The organism is Baaleninema sp., assembly GCF_049974805.1.
Lineage (GTDB): Bacteria > Cyanobacteriota > Cyanobacteriia > Cyanobacteriales > Geitlerinemataceae > Baaleninema.
Window position 1 is genome coordinate 1 of the sequence record NZ_JBNGCO010000097.1, and the last position, 18,843, is coordinate 18,843.

The 18,843-nt window shown below is 52.9% G+C and carries 19 protein-coding genes, 1 other RNA gene and 1 pseudogene; 11 read left to right on the forward strand and 10 right to left on the reverse strand.

Annotation, left to right across the window (positions count from 1 at the left end; translation table 11 throughout):
- Positions 1–127: 127 nt before the first annotated feature.
- From ACP5D4_RS16655 to ACP5D4_RS16695, 9 genes are all read right to left on the reverse strand, one after another.
- A complete protein-coding gene (locus tag ACP5D4_RS16655; RefSeq protein ID WP_428012748.1) occupies positions 128–757 on the reverse strand; it encodes a L,D-transpeptidase in 630 nt (209 codons plus the stop codon).
- Positions 758–849: 92 nt separating this feature from the next.
- Positions 850–1,200 (reverse strand): hypothetical protein, encoded by a 351-nt coding sequence (locus tag ACP5D4_RS16660; RefSeq protein ID WP_428012749.1) that lies wholly within the window; start codon positions 1,198–1,200, stop codon positions 850–852.
- Between the two features lie 286 nt (positions 1,201–1,486).
- On the reverse strand, positions 1,487–2,773 hold the full coding sequence (locus ACP5D4_RS16665; protein WP_428012750.1) for an aminopeptidase P N-terminal domain-containing protein: 1,287 nt from the start codon (positions 2,771–2,773) through the stop codon (positions 1,487–1,489).
- Positions 2,721–3,581 carry an MBL fold metallo-hydrolase gene (locus tag ACP5D4_RS16670; RefSeq protein ID WP_428012751.1) on the reverse strand — a complete coding sequence of 287 codons (861 nt, stop codon included), beginning with the start codon at positions 3,579–3,581 and terminating at the stop codon, positions 2,721–2,723. Before ACP5D4_RS16670 ends, ACP5D4_RS16665 begins: the two co-directional genes overlap by 53 nt.
- A complete protein-coding gene (locus ACP5D4_RS16675; RefSeq protein ID WP_428012766.1) occupies positions 3,581–4,195 on the reverse strand; it encodes an anthranilate synthase component II in 615 nt (204 codons plus the stop codon). The genes ACP5D4_RS16670 and ACP5D4_RS16675 overlap by 1 nt, the downstream gene beginning before the upstream one ends.
- Before the next feature lie 119 nt (positions 4,196–4,314).
- Complete coding sequence (locus tag ACP5D4_RS16680; protein ID WP_428012752.1) at positions 4,315–4,824, reverse strand: diacylglycerol kinase family protein; 510 nt, start codon at positions 4,822–4,824, stop codon at positions 4,315–4,317.
- 16 nt (positions 4,825–4,840) lie between these two features.
- The gene (gene ybeY, locus ACP5D4_RS16685) at positions 4,841–5,362 is read right to left on the reverse strand and encodes an rRNA maturation RNase YbeY (protein ID WP_428012753.1); all 522 of its coding nucleotides are present in this window, start codon (positions 5,360–5,362) and stop codon (positions 4,841–4,843) included.
- Positions 5,363–5,369: 7 nt separating this feature from the next.
- Positions 5,370–5,546, reverse strand: a complete 177-nt coding sequence (locus tag ACP5D4_RS16690) for a DUF3285 domain-containing protein (protein ID WP_428012754.1) — start codon at positions 5,544–5,546, stop codon at positions 5,370–5,372.
- A gap of 159 nt (positions 5,547–5,705) precedes the next feature.
- The gene (locus ACP5D4_RS16695) at positions 5,706–7,115 is read right to left on the reverse strand and encodes a carotenoid oxygenase family protein (protein ID WP_428012755.1); all 1,410 of its coding nucleotides are present in this window, start codon (positions 7,113–7,115) and stop codon (positions 5,706–5,708) included.
- A 185-nt stretch (positions 7,116–7,300) separates the two neighbouring features.
- Here ACP5D4_RS16695 and rppA point away from each other — a divergent pair, with 185 nt between their 5' ends.
- Entirely contained in the window at positions 7,301–7,993 is a 693-nt protein-coding gene (rppA, locus tag ACP5D4_RS16700; RefSeq protein WP_428012756.1) for a two-component system response regulator RppA, read from the forward strand.
- 90 nt (positions 7,994–8,083) lie between these two features.
- Here rppA and ACP5D4_RS16705 read toward each other — a convergent pair whose 3' ends face one another.
- Positions 8,084–8,776, reverse strand: a complete 693-nt coding sequence (locus ACP5D4_RS16705) for a hypothetical protein (protein WP_428012757.1) — start codon at positions 8,774–8,776, stop codon at positions 8,084–8,086.
- Positions 8,777–9,016: 240 nt separating this feature from the next.
- Between ACP5D4_RS16705 and rppB the strand changes: the two genes are divergently transcribed.
- The 10 genes and pseudogenes from rppB to ACP5D4_RS16755 all read left to right on the forward strand — a co-directional run bounded on the left by rppB (position 9,017) and on the right by ACP5D4_RS16755 (position 18,763).
- Entirely contained in the window at positions 9,017–10,354 is a 1,338-nt protein-coding gene (gene rppB, locus ACP5D4_RS16710) for a two-component system sensor histidine kinase RppB (RefSeq protein ID WP_428012758.1), read from the forward strand.
- A gap of 67 nt (positions 10,355–10,421) precedes the next feature.
- Complete coding sequence (locus tag ACP5D4_RS16715; protein ID WP_428012759.1) at positions 10,422–12,422, forward strand: right-handed parallel beta-helix repeat-containing protein; 2,001 nt, start codon at positions 10,422–10,424, stop codon at positions 12,420–12,422.
- Positions 12,423–12,540: 118 nt separating this feature from the next.
- Positions 12,541–12,627, forward strand: a pseudogene (locus ACP5D4_RS16720) (RNA-guided endonuclease InsQ/TnpB family protein); the annotation flags it as partial.
- 119 nt (positions 12,628–12,746) lie between these two features.
- Positions 12,747–13,202 (forward strand): Mov34/MPN/PAD-1 family protein, encoded by a 456-nt coding sequence (locus tag ACP5D4_RS16725; RefSeq protein ID WP_428012760.1) that lies wholly within the window; start codon positions 12,747–12,749, stop codon positions 13,200–13,202.
- Between the two features lie 218 nt (positions 13,203–13,420).
- Positions 13,421–14,593 carry a molybdopterin-synthase adenylyltransferase MoeB gene (gene moeB / locus ACP5D4_RS16730; RefSeq protein WP_428012761.1) on the forward strand — a complete coding sequence of 391 codons (1,173 nt, stop codon included), beginning with the start codon at positions 13,421–13,423 and terminating at the stop codon, positions 14,591–14,593.
- Between the two features lie 548 nt (positions 14,594–15,141).
- Positions 15,142–15,357, forward strand: coding sequence for a hypothetical protein (locus ACP5D4_RS16735; protein ID WP_428012762.1), 216 nt, complete (start codon positions 15,142–15,144; stop codon positions 15,355–15,357).
- A 90-nt stretch (positions 15,358–15,447) separates the two neighbouring features.
- Positions 15,448–16,284 carry an Npun_R2479 family HD domain-containing metalloprotein gene (locus ACP5D4_RS16740; protein WP_428012763.1) on the forward strand — a complete coding sequence of 279 codons (837 nt, stop codon included), beginning with the start codon at positions 15,448–15,450 and terminating at the stop codon, positions 16,282–16,284.
- A 129-nt stretch (positions 16,285–16,413) separates the two neighbouring features.
- Positions 16,414–16,819: RNase P RNA component class A (gene rnpB, locus ACP5D4_RS16745), an RNA gene on the forward strand.
- Positions 16,820–16,949: 130 nt separating this feature from the next.
- Positions 16,950–17,693, forward strand: a complete 744-nt coding sequence (gene rnc, locus ACP5D4_RS16750; RefSeq protein WP_428012764.1) for a ribonuclease III — start codon at positions 16,950–16,952, stop codon at positions 17,691–17,693.
- Positions 17,694–17,725: 32 nt separating this feature from the next.
- Entirely contained in the window at positions 17,726–18,763 is a 1,038-nt protein-coding gene (locus tag ACP5D4_RS16755; protein WP_428012765.1) for a Gfo/Idh/MocA family protein, read from the forward strand.
- Positions 18,764–18,843: the final 80 nt, after the last annotated feature.

An 18,843-nucleotide genomic window follows, 5' to 3' on the forward strand; every position in this document is an offset into this window, starting at 1 on the left:
GTGTAAAGCCGCCCTGAAAGGGCGGGGTTTCAGACCCAGGAGTTTTGATGAGGAGGTGATGGGGAGAGGAGGAGAAAGGATCGATTATCAACTCTCAACGGTCAATTATCTCCTCCTCTCCCGCCGATTAGGGAACGACGACGACGGGCGTACCGGGATTGACTTTTTCGTAGAGTGACAAAATATCCTCGTTCCGCATCCGAACGCAGCCGTGGGAAACCGCTTGTCCGATGAGTTCCTCGTTGGGGGTGCCGTGGAAGGCTATCCAGTCATCGCCGAGTTCGTGGAACACGATAACGGCGCGTCCGATGGGACTGCTGGGTCCGGGGGGAATCAGTTCTCCCGTCCAGGGATTTTCCCAAGTGGGATCGACAGCCATGTGCATCACCTGAAATTCGCCCGTGGGAGTTTCCCAACCGGATTTACCCACGGCGACGGGATAGCTGGTTTCAACTTCGTCGTCGAGGTAGAGATAAACCCGGCGTTCGCTGATATTGAGTTCGATGCGGGCGGCGGGTTTGTTGCGCGGTGCCGTCGGACCTTCGAGTTCGCCTTCGGGGAGGATCTCTTCGGGGGGTAAAAAGTCTTCCGGTGCGCCGATGGGGGGAAGTCGCAAATCGGGGTCTTGCATGCGATAGGCGATCGCCTCTTGAGATGCCATTGCTGCGCCCGGGTTGACGGCGAACAGAACGGCGGCACTCGATGCGATCGCGCTGAGGCTGCGAGATAGCCAGTTGCGGTTACGCCCTACCGTCATATTTTTAAATCTCCTCACGTGAACGAGTTGCGTCGAGATATCTTTTCTTTTTCTACACATTTTATACGACGGTTTCCGCAGGTTGGTTTTTCTTAGGGACAATATCGCAAGGTGGACAGGTTGGTATTGGGGTCGAAGGCGAGGATATAGCCGCGATTTCCGATGCTATCGACGATTTCGTGCCAGGTGCGATCGTCGCCGTCTACGCCGGGAACGTTCGATCGAACCAGGTCGATTTGTTCTTTGTCGAAGATGGGGGCGATGGCGGTCTCGTTGTCGGGGTACGAAATCGGACGGGGGTAGAGGTACAGGGTGGTTTCCGGCGCCAGGGCGATGGTTCGACAGGTTTCCCCCGCCCCGTCGCCGATGCGCTGCGCGAGTTCTGGAGTTGGGGAAATGCTGAAGTTTAAACTGGTTAAAATAGATAACAGAAAGACTTGCATTTTATTAGCACAAAAGTCAAAAAAATGATTTAATTTCAATAAAAAATAATTTTTATTGAAATAATTTAATAAAATTTTATTTGGGGTCGTTTTTTAGGGTAGGTTGAGTTTAAAAAACCAACCCATACAAGGTTTCAGGATAGCTTATTTTTTATCGACTCCCAATTTAGTCGATCGATTCACCACATAGACGATTCACCACATAGACACAGAGAACACAGAGTTTTTTGGCGTAAAAATCTACAAATAAAAAGGTGAGCCTTGCCCACCTTACAACCTCTAAAACCTACTTCGGAACGCCTTCAGTTAAAACCTCACAGCCTTCTTCCGTCACCAACACATCGTCTTCAATCCGAACCCCAATTCCGTGCCATTTCGCATCCACCTCTGGCTGTCCTTCTACCGGTTTAACATAGGGCGAAATATAAATTCCCGGTTCCACTGTCAAAACGTTCCCCGGTTGCAAAATCTGCCAGCTTTCTTCATCCTGTTTGTAGGTTCCCACATCGTGAACGTCTAAGCCCAACCAATGCCCGGTTTTGTGCATATAAAAGGGCTTGTATTTCTCCTCTTCGATAATCTCGTCGAGGTCTCCCGACAACAAGCCGAGATCGAGCAAACCTTCCACGATAACCCGTACTGCGACGTCGTGGTATTCGTTGTAAGGCGTTCCCGGTAACACGCAGGCGATCGCCTGTTTTTGGGCTTCCAAAACGATGTCGTAAATGGCTTGTTGTTCCGGCGTAAACTCGCCGCCGACGGGAAAAGTTCGGGTAATATCCGAATTGTAATAGCCATAAGAACAGCCTGCATCGATAAGCAACAAATCGCCATCTTTCATCTGGCGGCGATTTTCCACATAATGCAAAATACAGGCGTTACCCCCAGAAGCGACAATAGAGGGATAAGCTGGAGAACCGCCGTGAAGGGCAAAAACTCGCTCCATTTCCGCCTGTACTTCGTACTCGTAGCGTCCCGGTTTCGCCACCTCCACGGCCAGATTGTGGGCCTCCACAGCAATTTTCGCCGCTTTTCGCATCAAGTCCAACTCTTCCGGGGTTTTCACCAACCGCATCGAATGGAGAATCGGACTGGGATCTTCCAAGGCGACGGGACCCGTTCCCCGTTTGGCGTAAGTGGCTAACAGCTTGCGCCAATGTTGAATGACGCAGTTATTAAATCCTTCGTCCCGTCCGAGGCGGTAATAAATTCGGTCTGCGTTTTGTAAGTATTCCGGTAGTTTTTCGTCTAATTCTTCGATGGAAAAAGCTTCGTCTGCGCCGTATTTTTCCTTGGCGGCTTCGACCCCAGTACGATATCCCGTCCAGATTTCCTTTTCTAAATCCTTGGGTTCGACGAACAAGACGAATTGATGTTCTTCGTGGTGGGGGGCGAATACCGCCACGGCGTTCGGTTCGTTAAACCCCGTTAAATAAAAGAAATCGCTATCTTGCCGAAACGCATATTCAACATCGTTGTGCATCACCGCCATCGGTGCGCTGCGGAAGATAGCGGTTCCGCTATTTAATTTTTCGAGAAGGGCGTTGCGGCGTTGGGCGTACAGGTGCTGCATCGGCTTGGTCTTGGTCTGGGTTAAAGGGCGTGTTAATGGGAGGGGTTAAGACGCGGATAACGGTGTCCCCTTGAGGCAAATCGCTCGGGTTTAAGGCGATACGGTTGCTCTCGGCGACGCGAATTTCCGTGCCTTCCATTAAGTTTAAGAAATTTTCTAACGGCGCGATGTCGCAAGCGTTATCGTCCGCGGCTGCTGTGCGGTAGTGGGTGGGAATGACGAGTCTGGGATTGAGAACGGAGACCGCTTGTTTGGCTTCTTCGGCGGTGTAGGCTTTCTCGCTTCCGCCGACGGGAATTAAGGCGATGTCGGGGCGTCCGATGAGGATGCGCTGTTCGACGTCGATGGGGGCGGCGGCACCGCCGAGATGGGCGATTTTGATGCCCCCTTGCTGCCAAGTCCAAATAACGTTGGTGCCGAAACGGTTTCCGCCGATTCGATCGTGGGGAATGGGAATTCCTTCAAAGGTCATTCCTTGTACCTCGAAAATTCCCGATTCGAACAGCAGTTTGGATTCGGCGACGGTATCGACGGCTCCTTCGTCGAGGAGAAAGCTACTGACTAAGACTAAGTCGGCGTCGTCGAGATTCGGTTCTGGGTAGCCTGCGGTACAGCCGAGGGTACGGAAGGGATTGGCGAGGATGCGACGACCGTTTCCGGTAAAGCGAAAGCAGGTATGGCCGAGATATTCGATTTCTAAGTTTGCCGCAGATTGGGCGACGCTGGGGGATTTCGATCCCCACCATCCTGTCGTCGCTGCTGCGATCGCTCCAAATTGTAGGTAGCGAATCAGTTCTCGCCGTTTCATTATGCCTGTGCGGTTGCCTTTAAACTGGTGAGACTCGTTAAAAAGTTATGCAACAAGGCTTTCCCCGATCCCGTCAAAATGCTTTCCGGGTGGAACTGTACTCCTTGAATGTGGGGATAGTCGCAGTGTCGCACGCCCATGATCGTGCCGTCGTCCACCCAGGCGGTGATTTCCAGTATGTCGGGGCAGGTGGCGCGATCGATAACCAGACTATGATACCGGGTTGCGGTAAAGGGATTCTCGAGTCCGGAAAAAACGCCGGCGTCGGTATGGTGAATTTCGGAGGTTTTCCCGTGCATGAGTTCGGGGGCGGACACGACTTTACCGCCAAAGACTTGTCCGATGGCTTGATGTCCGAGACAGACGCCTAAAATCGGCATGGTCGGACCCAATTCGCGGATGATGTTGAGGGAAATTCCGGCGTCTTCGGGACGGCCGGGACCGGGCGAAATGACGATACCATCGGGGTCGAGTCGGCGAATTTCTTCGAGGGTGATGTGATCGTTGCGATACACCTGAATCTCCGACGCGACGGGGACGGTTTGACCCAGTTCGCCCAGGTATTGCACCAGGTTATAGGTAAAGCTGTCGTAGTTATCGATGACGAGAATCATGTCTTTCTTTCTTTGAGAAAGGGAGAGGGGGAGGTGGGGAGATGGGGAGATGGGGAGATTTCCCGATCGCACGGTCATCCCATCATCTCATCATCCCCTCATCTTCTCATCCCTGTTCGCTACTGACTGTTGACTGCTAACTGTAAAAGCGGCGGAAGGATGAGGGAAGCGGCGACGAGGAGGGAGGATAAGGCGGCCACGAGAACCGCTCCCGCCGCGCAGTCTTTGGCGATTTTGGCCAGTTCGTGATAGGTCTGCTTGACGGTTAAATCGACGATGGACTCGATCGCTGTATTGAGGAGTTCTAGGGCGAGAACTAAACCGATGGTGACGCCGATAACGGCTACTTTTACCGCTTCGAGGTTTAATCCCAACGCTAAGCCAATCGCGACGGTGCCGATGGCGACGTGAATGCGAAAGTTGCGTTGTGTCGCGAAGGCGTAGCGGATTCCAGTCCAAGCGTAGCGAAAACTGGCCACGAGATTCATCGCCACTTGCCAAGAGAGGGGGCGATAGGAGTCTGGACTGCTCGAGGATTTAGCTTTTTGCTTCGGATTGGGCGCACCAGGGGGCATAGACGAGAGATTGGCGTGGGATTTGGGTTTAACCCTCGAAAGGTTCAGGTTCATGGTACACAATCCCGGTTTAAGAACCAGAGGCGTGGGGAGAAAAATCGAGTTCGATCGCCGTTCCGATACGATCGAGCAATTGGACTTGTCGATCGAGCATCGCCTGCAAACTGGCCTCGTCGGGATGGTCCCACCCCAGCAAGTGCAGGAAGCCGTGGGCTGCCAACCAGGTTAACTCGGTTTCGAGGGAATGTCCCTGTTGCTGAGCCTGATGGCGAGCGGTATCGACGGAAACGACGATATCTCCGAGATACAGCGGGACTTCAGCGACGGTCGGCGGAAGTTCGGCTTCTAATGCTGCAAAGGCTAACACATCGGTAGGCTGGTCTTTGTGTCGGTACTGACGGTTGAGTGATTGGATTTCCCCATCGTCGGTAAGCCGAAAGCTAAGTTCGTAGCTGCTGGCTTCGGGTAAGGCGTCGGCGTCGGTTGACGAGACATCTTCCAACCAGCGATCGAACCGATTCTGCCAAATTTCTTCCGCCGCGATCGCTTCGGGGAGACTCACGCAGGTTTGAATGCTAACTTCGAGCTGCATTGACGCACTACCGGGTTAAATAGGAAATTCCTACGAGAAACGCCAGCAATCCCACGGTGGTAATGGAAAAGTGAAATAGAGATTTTCCACCTTTGCGAACCATGTTCCGCATTGCCAATTTGACGAAACTCGGTTTCGGTTCGTTGGTTTTCGGTTGTTCGGGAGTTGTCGGTGTTTGTGTCATGTTGGATGGGTTGAATTGTCTTGGGATTTTCTTTTTATATGTTTAACAGCAATGGTCGATCGAATAGGGAACAGGGAACAGACAATGTATCTTCCCCATCCCCTCATCTCATCATCTCATCATCCCCTCATCTCATCATCCCCTCATCTCATCATCCCCTCATCTCCCCTTCCAGGTTCCGTGAAATCCCAGGGGAATAATTTCGGGTAACGCCAGACAGCAGACGGGTTCGCGTTCGAGGTGGTTTCCGTCGAGAACCCACACTTCGCTACGGTTGTGGTTTCCGTTGTAAACGACGGTGAGAAGCCAGTGTTTTTCGGCGTTGGAGGCATCGGGGGCGATAATGGGTTCGGTGGGATAGCAGCGATCGCCGCAATCGATTTCGTGGAGGGTTCCGGTTTGGGCGTCGTAACTGCCGATCGCTCTGTAGAGTTCTCGGGTGGTGTCTGCGCCTTGGCGGTGCATGGAAACATAGGTAAACCGGGCGTTTCGTCCGACTTCTAAGGGGGGAACGGAGGGAAATTCGCAGGATCGATCGAACCGGCGATCGCACTCTAGCATTTTCGCCGATTTGGGGTCGAGTTTGACTCGCCACAATTCGCCTTCGGCGGCGGTTTGGGTTTCTCCTGTGGCGATTTCCTTCAACCGCTGGTTGGTGGTGAAGTCGGGATATTTGACGACATCGACGATAATGTTACCGTTTTCGTCGGTGTAGCCGTTGGCGAAATGCCATTGAAACCAGGGTTCGGCTTGGCTGCGACTGATGAAGTCGAGGTGGCGATCGAACACCCAAATTTCGGTGGCTCCCTGGGGGTTCCACTGGGCGGCGTCGCTGAAGTTCGTCAAGCCGAAGAGAATGGAAAAAAGCGGAATCTCGATGGGGGGAACGAAAAACACGAGATAGTCCCCGGCGAGAACGAAATCGTGAATTAACGATACGCGATCGATCGGATGGGATTTCTGTCGGAGAATTTTTCCGGCTTCGTTGCTAACCAACAGGTTTAAGTGGGTTTTTCGCCCGAATTCGATGCCGAAATTGAAGATTTCTCCGGTATGGGCGTCTCGTTTGGGGTGTGCGGAATAGGTGGGAATTGGAATGTTTTCAATGCCTCGAGTGGCTAAGGTTTCTAAATCCAAAACATGGGGTTTTCCGGCTTCCCACAAGGCTAACAGGCGATCGTTTAAGGCTAACACGGAGGTATTGGCCACGTTTTTAACGGATTTCGTCCAACGATGCCAAAACGCCCCCGGTGCGGTGGTTCCGTAGTTTCCATAAAGGAGGGTTCCGGCGGCTTCTTCTTCTTGGTAGCCTTCGGTTTGGACGAAGCGATACTGGGCGATCGCGCCACTTTCGTTAAACTGAACGGAGAGGATGGCGCCGTCTCCGTCGAACCAATGGCCGACGCGGCGGTTGCCCCGTTGCAGTCGGGCGGGACCGTTGCGATAGAGGGTTCCTCGCAGTCCGTCGGGAAGGGAGCCGGAGAGGATTTCGAGAGGGGTTCGATCGAATTCTTTTCCGGTTTGTTCGATCGCCTGCGACCAAGCGGGTTTGGATATGGTTTTTGTCATTTTTAAATGGATTTTTATGCGGACGAATTGAAATTTGTTTTGAATAGTTAAGGCTTTATTTTATTATAGCATATATTGAAGAGATGAGATTTATTTTTTACCACAGATATGCAGAGAAAACGGAGGATTTTTTAAGTATCTCGATAATTTTCTTGAAATATCTTTTTTCGACCCCCCTCAGCCAAATGCGTTTACTGCTTGTTGAAGACGAACCCGATTTGGGAGCGGCGATTAAGAAAACTTTGACGCAAGAAGCCTATACCGTCGATTGGGCGCAAACGGGAACGGAGGCTTGGGAGTATTTACAAACTCCCGAAACGGCATACGATCTCGCGATTCTCGATTGGTTGCTTCCCGGTATTTCGGGACTGGAAATTTGTCAAAAACTTCGACAACAAAACAATCCGCTTCCGATTTTAATTTTAACAGCAAAAGATACGGAAGCGGACAAGGTTCGCGGACTCGATGCGGGAGCCGATGACTATTTGGTGAAACCGTTTGGGATGGCGGAACTGTTGGCGCGGTTGAGGGCGCTACAGCGGCGAATTCCGCAGTTTCAACCCCAAGAGTTTCGGGTGGGATGTTTGATTTTAGATAGTGCGACGCATCGGGTATCGATCGCCTCGGGAAACAGCGTCGAACTCCTCAATAAAGAATTTCAACTGCTCGAATATTTCATGCGCCATCCTAGTCAAATTATTCCGCGCGATCGCTTGCTCAGTCAACTGTGGGAATGGGGCGCCGAACCGGGAAGTAACGTGGTGGCGGCGCAAATTCGCCTGTTACGTCGCAAACTGGAAAAGCTGGGGGCAAAAGATGCGATCGAAACTGTTTACGGTGTTGGCTATCGCCTCAATCTCGACAAACTTTCATCTTGAAGGAAGCGAGCCAAGGTTGTCGTCTTGTTTGAGGTTTCAGAAAATAGTTGAAGCCGCCCTTCTAAACCGTTTTGAGTTTTTTTCAAAAAACTACGACATCAACCGTCGATTTTGATGCTGTTTGCGATTGAATTCCAGTTCGTAATCCGACAAAACGGGAGATTCGATAGGAGGACGCATATCCCATTGTAATTCAGACAAGAGGAACAAACTGCCTCCGATTAAAAGCCCCGTAAATAAGAATTGCCAAGCCATAAAATTCGGGAGAAGGGCAATACCGAGTAAGTGAACCATACCGATGGCAATAAAGGTTTGCGATCGCATTCCCCATCCGGTGGCGAAGTAACCCAGGGCGCTAATCCCCAACCATAAAGGACAGAGGTTTAACAGTATACGTCCTATTCCTAGAAATATCCCTAAATCGGTAATCAGGAGACCGAATCCCATCAAAATCGCCCAAACGTAAACAATCCAGGATAATTGTTCCACTCGCACCCAAAAGCGGGTTAAGATTGCCATCGCTACTGTCCCCAGGGCAGTTAAAATCGACCAAATATAAGCTTGAATCGTCCAGCTAATGGGGAAAAATTGAGCGGTGGCAAAGATGATGAGGGCGATGGAACCCCACAGCCATAATGCTTGGTCGATACGGGTGTAAAATGCTGAGAAAACCGTAAACTTTCCCAGTTTCCATTGAATTCGGAGCAAACCGCATAAATCTTGTATATCTAGTGCGTCTTGCTTCTCGCGGAGAAGGGGTTCTTGAGATGAAAAAAGCGTCATTGAGATCGAAAGGGCGATCGACAAGTTTACAAAAGTTTATATGGCTTGAAAAAGTGTAGCATTCTTTGAGAGGGTCTGACATGGGCGACCGTCAGGGTTGAACTGTATTGATTTGAAATCTGTTGAAGCCCAAAATAGCGACGCATTTGAGAGAGAGGCGGGTAAAACCGATCTAGGAACCCGGGTTTTAAATGGAATTCCCTGATTTCAGAAAGATGCTGTTAACGGAAACCACGACGGATGGAGAACTCGATCGCACCCCAATCCTCCAAACTCTTTTGGCAAACTCGCGCCAAACTCGCCATCTGGTACGCCAGCGTCATGGGGGCAATTTTGGCAATTTGTGGCGTGGGAATTTACGAAGGTATCGCCCACGCTCATAAAATGACGCTACATCGAGAAGTGGCGTCTGTCGCCGGAACTCTCCACAATAGCCTCGAACCGGTTCTTCAAAAACCGGGACAACTGACTGACGACGTGCGCCGATTTTTACCGGATTTATGTCGGTTGGGCGATGCTTGCACTGCCGATCCTCGCCGTCACGCGGTTGGGGCGTTGCGTCAGGGGGAATACTACGCCTATTTACTCGATAACGAGAAAACCCCCGTGGCGGTAGCGGGAACGCCGCCCCACGATTTACCGCTTCCGGCGAAGGTTCCCATTTTTCTAACCGACGTGACGGGAACTCGCTATTACCAACTCACCATTAAACTCCACACCCAAGACAACCGCGATTGGGGATATTTGCAGATGGGGCGCAGTTTGGAAGCCTGGGATAACTACCTCAATGCGGTGTTGTGGCTGTTGCTGTTGGGGTTTCCCCTGGCGTTGTTGGGGGTGGGAAGTGCCAGTTGGGTGCTGGCGGGGTTGGCGATGCAGCCGATTTACGAGTCTTACCAGCAAATTCAACGGTTTACGGGGGATGCAGCCCACGAGTTGCGGACGCCGTTGGCGGCGATTCGGGCGATGGTGGAATCGACGTTACGGTTGAAACGGATTGAGGAAGGGGAAGCCCGAGAGACGTTAAACGCAGTGCTACGACAGAATCAGCGATTGTCGGAGTTGGTGACGGATTTACTGTTGTTGTCGCGGATGGAACGGGGGATTGAGATGCCGCGAAAGCCCTGTTGTTTGAACGATATTCTGGCGGATGTGGAGGAGGAGTTGGCGGCGTTGGCGGTTCAGGAACGGGTGTCGTTGCGGGTGGAGATTCCCGAGGCGGCGGTTGAGGTTTTGGGGGATGAAGGGCAACTGTATCGATCGATCGCGAATTTGGTGGCGAACGGAATTCAGTACACGCCGGAAGGGGGAACAGTGACGGTGCGTTTGGCAGAGATGGCGCCGTTTGCGGTGGTGGAAGTGGACGATACGGGAATCGGGATTGCACAAGCCGATCGCGATCGCGTATTCGATCGCTTTTATCGGGTACAGAGCGATCGATCTCGAAATACTGGGGGGGCGGGATTGGGGCTGTCGATCGTCAAGGCGATCGCGCGATCGCACCAGGGAAAAATTACCCTCGACAGCGAAGTGGGAAAAGGTAGCCGCTTTACCGTTGAGTTACCGTTGAAAGGTTAAATGGTTCGCCAGCAGGATACTCGCCCAACAGACAGTTGACAGCCCTGTTAGAACTCGAATTACGATAATGAGACATTTTAAACTCCTCCCGACACTCCTCCTCACTGCTGTTGTTACCCTCTGTCTGTGGGGCATTTCCGCCGTTTCCCTCCGCGCAGAATCTCCTCATATGCTGGTGGTGGCGCAACAACATCCCCAAGCCGCCGACGACAACCCCGGTACCGAAGCCAAACCGTTACGAACCCTCAACGCGGCGGCGCAACGGGCGCAACCGGGGGATAAAATTCTCGTGCGTGAGGGCATTTATCGAGAACGGGTAATGCCCGCCCGAAGTGGAACCCGCGATCGACCCATTGTCTACGAAGCCGCTGCGGGGGAAACTGTAATCTTGCGGGGGTCTGAGGTTTGGGCGGCGCAACCGATGGCGAGTTCGCCAGATGTCCCCACGCCCTACTGGGAAGGAACCGTTTCAGAAACCCTCTTCGAGGAGGTCGATCCCTTCACCACGCAACTGGAACGGATGCCCCAAGGCTATCTGCGGGCGCAGGTGTTTTATCAAAGTCGTCCGTTGCGTCAGGTGTTAGATAGAGAAACCCTGCAACAGCAACCGGGAACCTGGTTTTTCGAGATCGATCGCCGTCAGTTGCGGGTGCATCTGCCCCAGTCGTACCCCGCCGAAGACCCGCCGTTTCTGGAAATTAGCACCCGTCGGGCGGTGTTTGCGCCGAAAATCCGAGGCTTAGGTTACATCCAGGTGCGCGGCTTCATTATGGAACACGGCGCGAATCCCTTTCCTAGCGGGTTTTGGCGCAGTCGATCGACCCAAGCGGGCATTCTCAGCACGCGATCGGGCCATCACTGGCTTATCGAACAGAATACGATACGCTACGCCAAGAGTCTCGGTCTCGATTGCGGCAGCGAGGGACGCTACGATATCGACGGCTTGGAACAGCCTATACCAGACGGGGCGGGATATCACATCGTTCGCTACAACACCATCACCGATAACGGCTGTGGCGGGATTGCAGGTTGGAAACAAACGGCGTCGCTGATTGCTTATAACGTCATCGAACGGAACAACCGCCTAGGATTTACCGCCCCGGAAACCGGAGGTATCAAAGTCCACGAATTCGTTGACGGACAGATTATCGGCAACGTCCTCCGCAACAACGAATGTTTCGGCATTTGGGTGGATAACATCTACCGAGGCGCGAGAGTCAGTCGCAATCTGGTTTTGAGCAATCGCGGCGCGGGTATTTTTATGGAAATGGGCGGCGGCCCGGCGTTAGTCGATAACAATATTGTGGCGTTTACCAGTTTGGGGGAAGGTATCTACACCCACGACGCCAGCGGGGTGACGGTGGCGCACAACTGGCTACAGGGAAACACCCATTTCGGGGTGTATATGCGAACGGTGAGCGATCGCCAGTTTCGCCGCGCCGACGACAGTTTGGAAACGGTGGCGACGCGGGGACAGCGGATTTTCGGCAATGTTTTTATTGACAACTATCGCGGTCATCTGAGTTTGCCCTATCCCACCGCACCGGATACGGACAATTTGTCGGATTACAACCTCTTTATTAACGGCACAGTTTGGCAGTGGGAGGGGCAGGAACCCCATCGTTTTGTCTGGAACCACCGCCGGGATACTGTGGAGCGCGATCGCCTGGTGATGGCGCTAAGAGAGGCGTTCGAGAACGGCCAGTTACCGGAAATGGAGAAGCCCAATTTCGAGGCCTGGCGAGAAACGTTGGTGTTACCGCTGTCTTGGTGGCGGGAGTTGACAGGGAGCGATCGCCACAGTATCGCCCCGGTGTTAGAGGCGGGGGAAATCGCCAACGGAGCCATTGAAAAAGGGGCGATTTCTCTAGGGACGTTTACCCCGGATTTGGAGGTGGCGGAGGCGTCGGTGATGCCCCGGTTGGCGATTCCGCCGCTACCGTTGTCCAGTCGGGACTTTTGGGGAAATGTTATTGAGGAGGGGGAACGGTTTCCCGGGCCCTTTCAAAACTGGCCGGAAGAGGGTTCGCTACGTTGGCATCTCTGGCCGGTGGAGGTTTCGGATTGAGAAACACCTCAGCGGTGTGTGACGCGGTAATACGAGATTGACCAAAAATAATGGGTTTCAAGCCCCGCCCTTCCAGGGCGGCATTATATAATGATACCAAGCAAGCAAGCATCAAACAATGTTTGTTCTCGAGTACAAAGTCAAACCAAAGCCTCACCAAGTCCAAGCCATCGACGAAGCAATTCGGACGACGGGGAGATATTGGCCTCTGGGCATTTGGCTTCCGAGGCAAATTTGTAAGCCAGATCGTTGAGCCAAGAATCCCACGAATTCTATTCGTGGGAGTGTCAATTGTAGAGTTCTACCGTCCCGTGATTTGACGCCGTGGTTTTACGTCTGTCTTCCCCACTCCGCCAACAAATTGAATCTCATGCCGAACGCTGTTATCCCCGCGAATGTTGCGGCTTGATGTTGGGGTATGCGGTGGGGGAAGAGAAAGAGATCGCCGCAGTCTGGGAAACGGAAAACGCCTGGAACGAGGAGACGGCGACGACGTTTGACGAGACGGCGGAATTCAACACCCAGGAACGTCGCTATACCATCGCCGCAGAGGTGATGTTAGAGGCTCAGAAAACCAGTCGCGATCGCGGATGGCAAATTTTGGGGATTTACCATTCTCACCCCAATCATGCTGCGATTCCCTCGGAGGTCGATCGCAGTTGGGCTTGGCCGCAGTATTCTTATGTCATCGTCTCGGTACAACAGGGACAGGCGATCGATCTGCGATCGTGGCAACTCGACGAACACCACCAGTTCCAAGCTGAAACGGTAAGTGCGTAGAGATCGACCTCGATCTCGACCGAAGTTGTCCAAGCTGGAAAGTCTTTCGCTAGGATAATATTCTGAGGAATGCTTACGCGGTTGAAGCCTGCCTGCGCGACCTGAGACACTCACAGGCGTTGGCAGTTGTTCGTTTATCTATTTCTCAATATCCGTCGGTTTTGCGATCGAAACCGATCGCGCTCGACTCATTTTAACTCTGCCCTACCTCGACTGCTATGCTCGATCCCAATCTGGAGCAAATCCAGCTTACCAAAGACGAATACGAACGCTATTCGCGTCACCTGATCCTTCCGGAAGTCAGTCTGGAAGGACAAAAACGACTCAAAGCCGCCAAAGTGTTGTGCGTGGGAACCGGAGGTCTCGGTTCTCCCCTGTTGCTGTATCTGGCCGCCGCCGGAATCGGGACTCTGGGAATTGTCGATTTCGATGTGGTCGATCGATCAAACCTGCAACGCCAAGTCATTCACGGCACCTCTTGGGTGGGGAAACCCAAAATTGAATCGGCTAAAGACCGCATTCACGAAATTAACCCCGCCTGCGAGGTGAATCTCTACGAAACGCGGCTGTCTTCAGAAAACGCTCTCGAGATTATCGAGCCTTACGATATCGTCGTTGACGGAACCGATAACTTTCCGACGCGGTATCTGGTTAACGACGCCTGCGTGTTGCTAAACAAACCCAACGTCTACGGCTCGATTTTCCGCTTTGAAGGACAGGCGACGGTGTTCAACTACGAAGACGGGCCTAACTATCGGGATTTGTATCCCGAACCCCCGCCGCCGGGAATGGTGCCTTCTTGTGCAGAAGGCGGCGTTTTGGGAATTCTTCCCGGTATCATCGGCGTCATCCAAGCCACCGAAACGGTCAAAATCATCTTGGGACGCGGACAAACTCTCAGCGGGCGTTTATTACTATATAATGCACTAGACATGACGTTTCGGGAGTTGAAGCTACGGCCCAATCCCGAACGTCCTAAGATCGAGAAATTGATCGACTACGAACAATTTTGTGGTATCCCCCAAGCTAAAGCGGAGGAAGAAAAGCGGAAAATGAGTATGCCAGAAATGACGGTTTCCGAACTCAAAGCGTTAATGGACAGCGGTGCAGACGATTTTATGTTGTTGGACGTCCGCAACCCCAACGAGTACGAAATCGCCAAGATTGACGGCTCGGTATTCGTTCCGCTTTCTGAAATCGAACGCGGCGAAGGCGTTGAAAAGGTTAAAGAAAAGCTGAACGGACGTCGGCTGATCGCTCATTGTAAGCTCGGCGGTCGTTCGGCGAGAGCCTTGTCGATTTTGAAAGAAGCGGGAATCGAAGGGACGAACCTCAAAGGTGGAATCGATGCTTGGAGTAAAGAAATCGATCCCTCTGTACCGGTTTATTAAAGGTTAACGAGATCGCGCGATCGCCTTTCCCGATGCGAGATGAGGCTCTATCCCACTGTGTCGGGTTGAAAACTGAATTGTTGGTTTAACCCTTCAAAAGGATTAACGTAGGATTTTTTTTTAAAAATCCTACGTTTGTTTCTTTTTGTCTTAAAAAAATCGCCTCGATCGAATTCTGAAGTCTCTAGACTTGCCATCTCAAGCTGAGTTTCTTTTCTGTGTAATTCCATCTCCTCTATATTCTCTCTATTCTCTGTATCTCCGCGATCGAGGGGTTTGGCGTCCCCTCGTAACGCCCCCCGACTTTCTAAGCATCCATCAATTTTTTTATTTAAATTTAGCTTTAGCAAATTTAAGGGACAACAACAGCGATCGCCGTCACTCTCTCGAAAGCGATCGAATCACAAACCCACCAGATCCCAGTTACAGAAATCCTTGATGCGAATCACCTTCCAAGAGTTCCGAGATTACAGAGTCCGTTGTACGAGATCGCAGAAAATTAAAAAAAAAGTGCCACGATCGAATCGTAGCGTTGCCATCCCTATAAAATGAACTCTTCCTTTTTACCCTCCCGTCCGGCTTTATCAGATTTCTTTTTTCAAGTGTGGCAATCCGGCACTCTCACCCAACGCGATCGATATCAGTTAAAAGAATTTTTGCTGTACGAAGACCTCAACGAAGCCGATTACGCCCTCATCGATCGACTGCTGCACGCCGTCAAGAGAGGATGGGTGTCTTGGACGAACGATCGCAACGGGTCGTAAGTTGTACCATCAAAAGAAACCAAACTGCGCTCGTAGCGTCTAAACTCGCCACGAACGAGAATCGAGCAAGCCAAGGGAGGAAGGCTGGCGATGTTTAATGCCACTCAGTTACTCATCGACCATTTCGTACCCAAACTCCAAGACAACTACCACCGAACCTACGGCGGGTTGAAAGCTGACTATGCCGACATTATCGGCTGGGCGGGTGCGATGGCATTGGAAAACATTGCCAACAGCGACGCCCTCTATCACAACGTCGAACATACGATCTTCGTGACCCTCGTGGGACAGGAAATTCTGCGGGGGCGACATATTCGCGACGGCGGTATCTCCTGCGAAGACTGGTTGCACGTGACGATCGCTCTGCTGTGTCACGATATCGGTTACGTCAAAGGCGTCTGTCGCAAAGACGACGCGGTACGGCGACTCTACTCCACGGGAATCGACGAGACGATGGTGTACCTGCCCCCCGGTGCCACGGACGCCGCCTTGACGCCCTACCACGTCGATCGCGGTAAACTCTTCATCGACGAACGCTTCGGCGGCCACCGCCTCATCGACGCCCACGTGATTCGCAGCAGCATCGAACTGACGCGGTTTCCCGTTCCCGCCGGAAAAGACCACAAAGACACGATTAATTTACCGGGATTGATTCGGGCGGCGGATTTAATCGGACAACTGAGCGATCCTCGGTATTTGCAAAAAATCAGCGCCCTCTTCTACGAATTCGAGGAAACGGGAACCAACAAAGCTCTCGGCTACAAAACACCGGGAGACTTGCGGAACGGATATCCGAAATTCTATTGGAACGGGGTGTACCCCTTTATCAAAGATGCTCTGAAATACCTCGAAGTGACCCAGGAAGGCAAGCAAATTGTGGCGAACCTCTTCAGTAACGTTTTCCGGGTCGAACACGCGACAGTTTGATTTTGGCGCGGTGGCGGCCGGGTCGAGAGGCGATTTCAAGCCAAAGCCCCCAAAATCGCAATTGCCCAAAATCGCGATCTCCGATCTTGTCACCGTCCGCCCCCTGCTGTCAAACTAGAAATGGCAGAGAAAGTAGGCGAGGCAGTTGCGGGCGGACGCTCTCAGGTGCGAGTCTCAAAGATCGCCCTGACGAAACGTCCGTTCGAGGAAAGTCCGGGCTCCCGAAAGACCGAACCTGCTGGGTAACGCCCAGTGCGCGCGAGCGTGAGGACAGTGCCACAGAAACATACCGCCGTTTACGCTGTAAACGGTAAGGGTGCAAAGGTGCGGTAAGAGCGCACCAGCAGCATCGAGAGGTGCTGGCTCGGTAAACCCCGGGTGGGTGCAAGGTCGAAGGGACGACGGTTGGTCTTTTACCAGTCCCGTTTTGGAGAACCGCTCGAGGCGTCTGGAAACAGGCGTCCCAGATAGATAACTGCCCTCGAGACCGTTTGGCGGCCTCGAGAACAGAACCCGGCTTATGACTGCTTTCTCTGCTTCTCATTCTGGATTTCTAATGCTGGATTTCTAATTCTGGCTCTCGACAGCGATCGACCCTGGAAGTCGCTGCGAGTTGCGAGTTTTCCACTCGAGTCTCTTTTTTTTAAGTCTGCTAGTCAGTTTCAATGTCCTCAATTCATCCCCGTCGGTTGCAAGCATTACGTCAGTTGGTTCTCAAATTCGGCATCGACGATCGCCCCGAGTTAAACTGGAACTGTTTGGATATTGCCCTGACTCATCCCACGGCGTCAGCCGAACGGAACTACGAACGGTTAGAATTTATCGGCGACGCGGCGATTCGCTTGGCGGCGGCTGAATTGCTCTGGGAAACTTATCCCGAGGTGAAAGTGGGGGATTACGCGGCGGTGCGATCGGTATTGGTGAGCGATCGGGTGCTGGCGGATATCGCCGAAGGCTACGGAATCGATCGATATTTGGTCATGGCCGGGAGCGCCGCCGCCGACAAGTCCGGCTATCGATCGCGCTTGGCCGACGCCTTGGAAGCGGTTTCGGGGGCGTTGTATCTCAGTACCCACACCACAGAACTGATTCGACCCTGGCTCGACTCCCACTTTAAACCTCTGGCTGAAAAAGTGTTGCGCGACCCGGCGCGACAGAATTACAAAGCGGCGTTGCAAGAATGGACTCAGGGACATCACCGTTTACTTCCGGAGTATCGCGTCGAAGAGGTGCAACGAGAACATAACAGCGACGATCGGTTTTGCGCTCGGGTTTGGTTGAACGACCGATGCTTGGGAGAGGGAACCGGACGATCGATTAAAGCAGCCGAACAAGCTGCCGCACAGGAAGCCTTTTTGGCACTGTCTCAAGGAAGCGCAGCGATCGACAGCGGCTCTGAGACCTCTTAAATTGCTATATCTGCTCGATTTCGAGAATTTTTATGGTTGGTATTGTGGTTATCGGCGCGGGACGCTGGGGAAATCATCTGATTCGCAACGTCCTCGAACATCCCGACGCGGAGTTAGCGGCCGTGGTCGATCGCGACCCGGAACGCCTCGCCGCGATGGCGGAAAAATACAAGTTGGACGGACGAGTGATTTTGACCACGGGATGGGCCAGCGTTAAGGCGCTCCCGCAAGTGCAGGCGGTGTTGGTGGCCACTCCCGCCACCGACCATTACGAGACGATTTCGCAAATTCTCGATCGCGGCTGTCACGTCTTCGCCGAGAAACCCCTCACCCTCGACCCCCAAGAGGCGATCGAACTCTGTCGCCTGGCCGAGTCCAAAAATCTCGTTCTCTGCGTCGATCATACCTATCTCTTCAATCCCACCGTCGAACGAGGCGCCGAAGTCGTCAACAGCGGCGCCTTGGGACAGCTGCGCTACGGATACGCAGCGCGAACCCATTTAGGGCCGGTTCGCCGAGATGTCGATGTTTTATGGGATTTGGTGATTCACGACATCGCCATTTTCAACCGTTGGCTGGGGGAATCGCCGACGCAAGTCAGCGCCACGGGAGAAGTTTGGTTGCAACCCCACGCCGAGGCTGCACCGTCGGATTGGTTTCCCCAGGGATTGGCGGATGTGGCTTGGGCGACGTTGCTGTATCCGAGCGGGTTTCGGGCGCAAATTCACCTCTGTTGGTGCAATCCCGACAAACAACGGCGGTTGGCCGTGGTGGGAAGCGAGGGAACGTTGGTGTTTGACGAACTGAACGAGTCGCCGCTGATGCTGTATCGCGGCCGGGTCGATCGCAGCGAGGCGGGGGATTGGGTGGCTTCAGCGACGGAACGGGAATCGATCGACTGTCCCCCTGGAGAGCCGTTACGTCGCGCCTTCGAGGGCTTTCTCGAGAGCGTTCGATCGAACCAACCCTGCGATCGATCCTCCGGATGGGTGGGGGTCGAACTCGTGAAAGTCTTGCGGGGACTGACGGAATCCAGCCACCAGGGAGGCGTTCCCGTCTCCCTCGAGTAGATCGATCGAGGCGAACTTTGCGGGATTTACCAGAAATTTTGGGTCTAAAGCCTCGCCCTTTCAGGGCGACTCTGCTATAA

What these genes read in the sequence shown, in the direction of transcription:
- ACP5D4_RS16715 (WP_428012759.1), top strand. Translation starts at nt 10,422, where the DNA reads ATGAGACATTTTAAACTCCTCCCGACACTCCTCCTCACTGCTGTTGTT.
- ACP5D4_RS16680 (WP_428012752.1), bottom strand. Translation starts at nt 4,824, where the DNA reads ATGAACCTGAACCTTTCGAGGGTTAAACCCAAATCCCACGCCAATCTC.
- ACP5D4_RS16670 (WP_428012751.1), bottom strand. Translation starts at nt 3,581, where the DNA reads ATGAAACGGCGAGAACTGATTCGCTACCTACAATTTGGAGCGATCGCA.
- ACP5D4_RS16660 (WP_428012749.1), bottom strand. Translation starts at nt 1,200, where the DNA reads ATGCAAGTCTTTCTGTTATCTATTTTAACCAGTTTAAACTTCAGCATT.
- rppB (WP_428012758.1), top strand. Translation starts at nt 9,017, where the DNA reads ATGGAGAACTCGATCGCACCCCAATCCTCCAAACTCTTTTGGCAAACT.
- ACP5D4_RS16675 (WP_428012766.1), bottom strand. Translation starts at nt 4,195, where the DNA reads ATGATTCTCGTCATCGATAACTACGACAGCTTTACCTATAACCTGGTG.
- rnc (WP_428012764.1), top strand. Translation starts at nt 16,950, where the DNA reads ATGTCCTCAATTCATCCCCGTCGGTTGCAAGCATTACGTCAGTTGGTT.
- ACP5D4_RS16690 (WP_428012754.1), bottom strand. Translation starts at nt 5,546, where the DNA reads ATGACACAAACACCGACAACTCCCGAACAACCGAAAACCAACGAACCG.
- ACP5D4_RS16665 (WP_428012750.1), bottom strand. Translation starts at nt 2,773, where the DNA reads ATGCAGCACCTGTACGCCCAACGCCGCAACGCCCTTCTCGAAAAATTA.
- ACP5D4_RS16695 (WP_428012755.1), bottom strand. Translation starts at nt 7,115, where the DNA reads ATGACAAAAACCATATCCAAACCCGCTTGGTCGCAGGCGATCGAACAA.
- ACP5D4_RS16705 (WP_428012757.1), bottom strand. Translation starts at nt 8,776, where the DNA reads ATGACGCTTTTTTCATCTCAAGAACCCCTTCTCCGCGAGAAGCAAGAC.
- moeB (WP_428012761.1), top strand. Translation starts at nt 13,421, where the DNA reads ATGCTCGATCCCAATCTGGAGCAAATCCAGCTTACCAAAGACGAATAC.
- ACP5D4_RS16655 (WP_428012748.1), bottom strand. Translation starts at nt 757, where the DNA reads ATGACGGTAGGGCGTAACCGCAACTGGCTATCTCGCAGCCTCAGCGCG.
- ybeY (WP_428012753.1), bottom strand. Translation starts at nt 5,362, where the DNA reads ATGCAGCTCGAAGTTAGCATTCAAACCTGCGTGAGTCTCCCCGAAGCG.
- ACP5D4_RS16735 (WP_428012762.1), top strand. Translation starts at nt 15,142, where the DNA reads ATGAACTCTTCCTTTTTACCCTCCCGTCCGGCTTTATCAGATTTCTTT.
- rppA (WP_428012756.1), top strand. Translation starts at nt 7,301, where the DNA reads ATGCGTTTACTGCTTGTTGAAGACGAACCCGATTTGGGAGCGGCGATT.
- ACP5D4_RS16755 (WP_428012765.1), top strand. Translation starts at nt 17,726, where the DNA reads ATGGTTGGTATTGTGGTTATCGGCGCGGGACGCTGGGGAAATCATCTG.
- ACP5D4_RS16740 (WP_428012763.1), top strand. Translation starts at nt 15,448, where the DNA reads ATGTTTAATGCCACTCAGTTACTCATCGACCATTTCGTACCCAAACTC.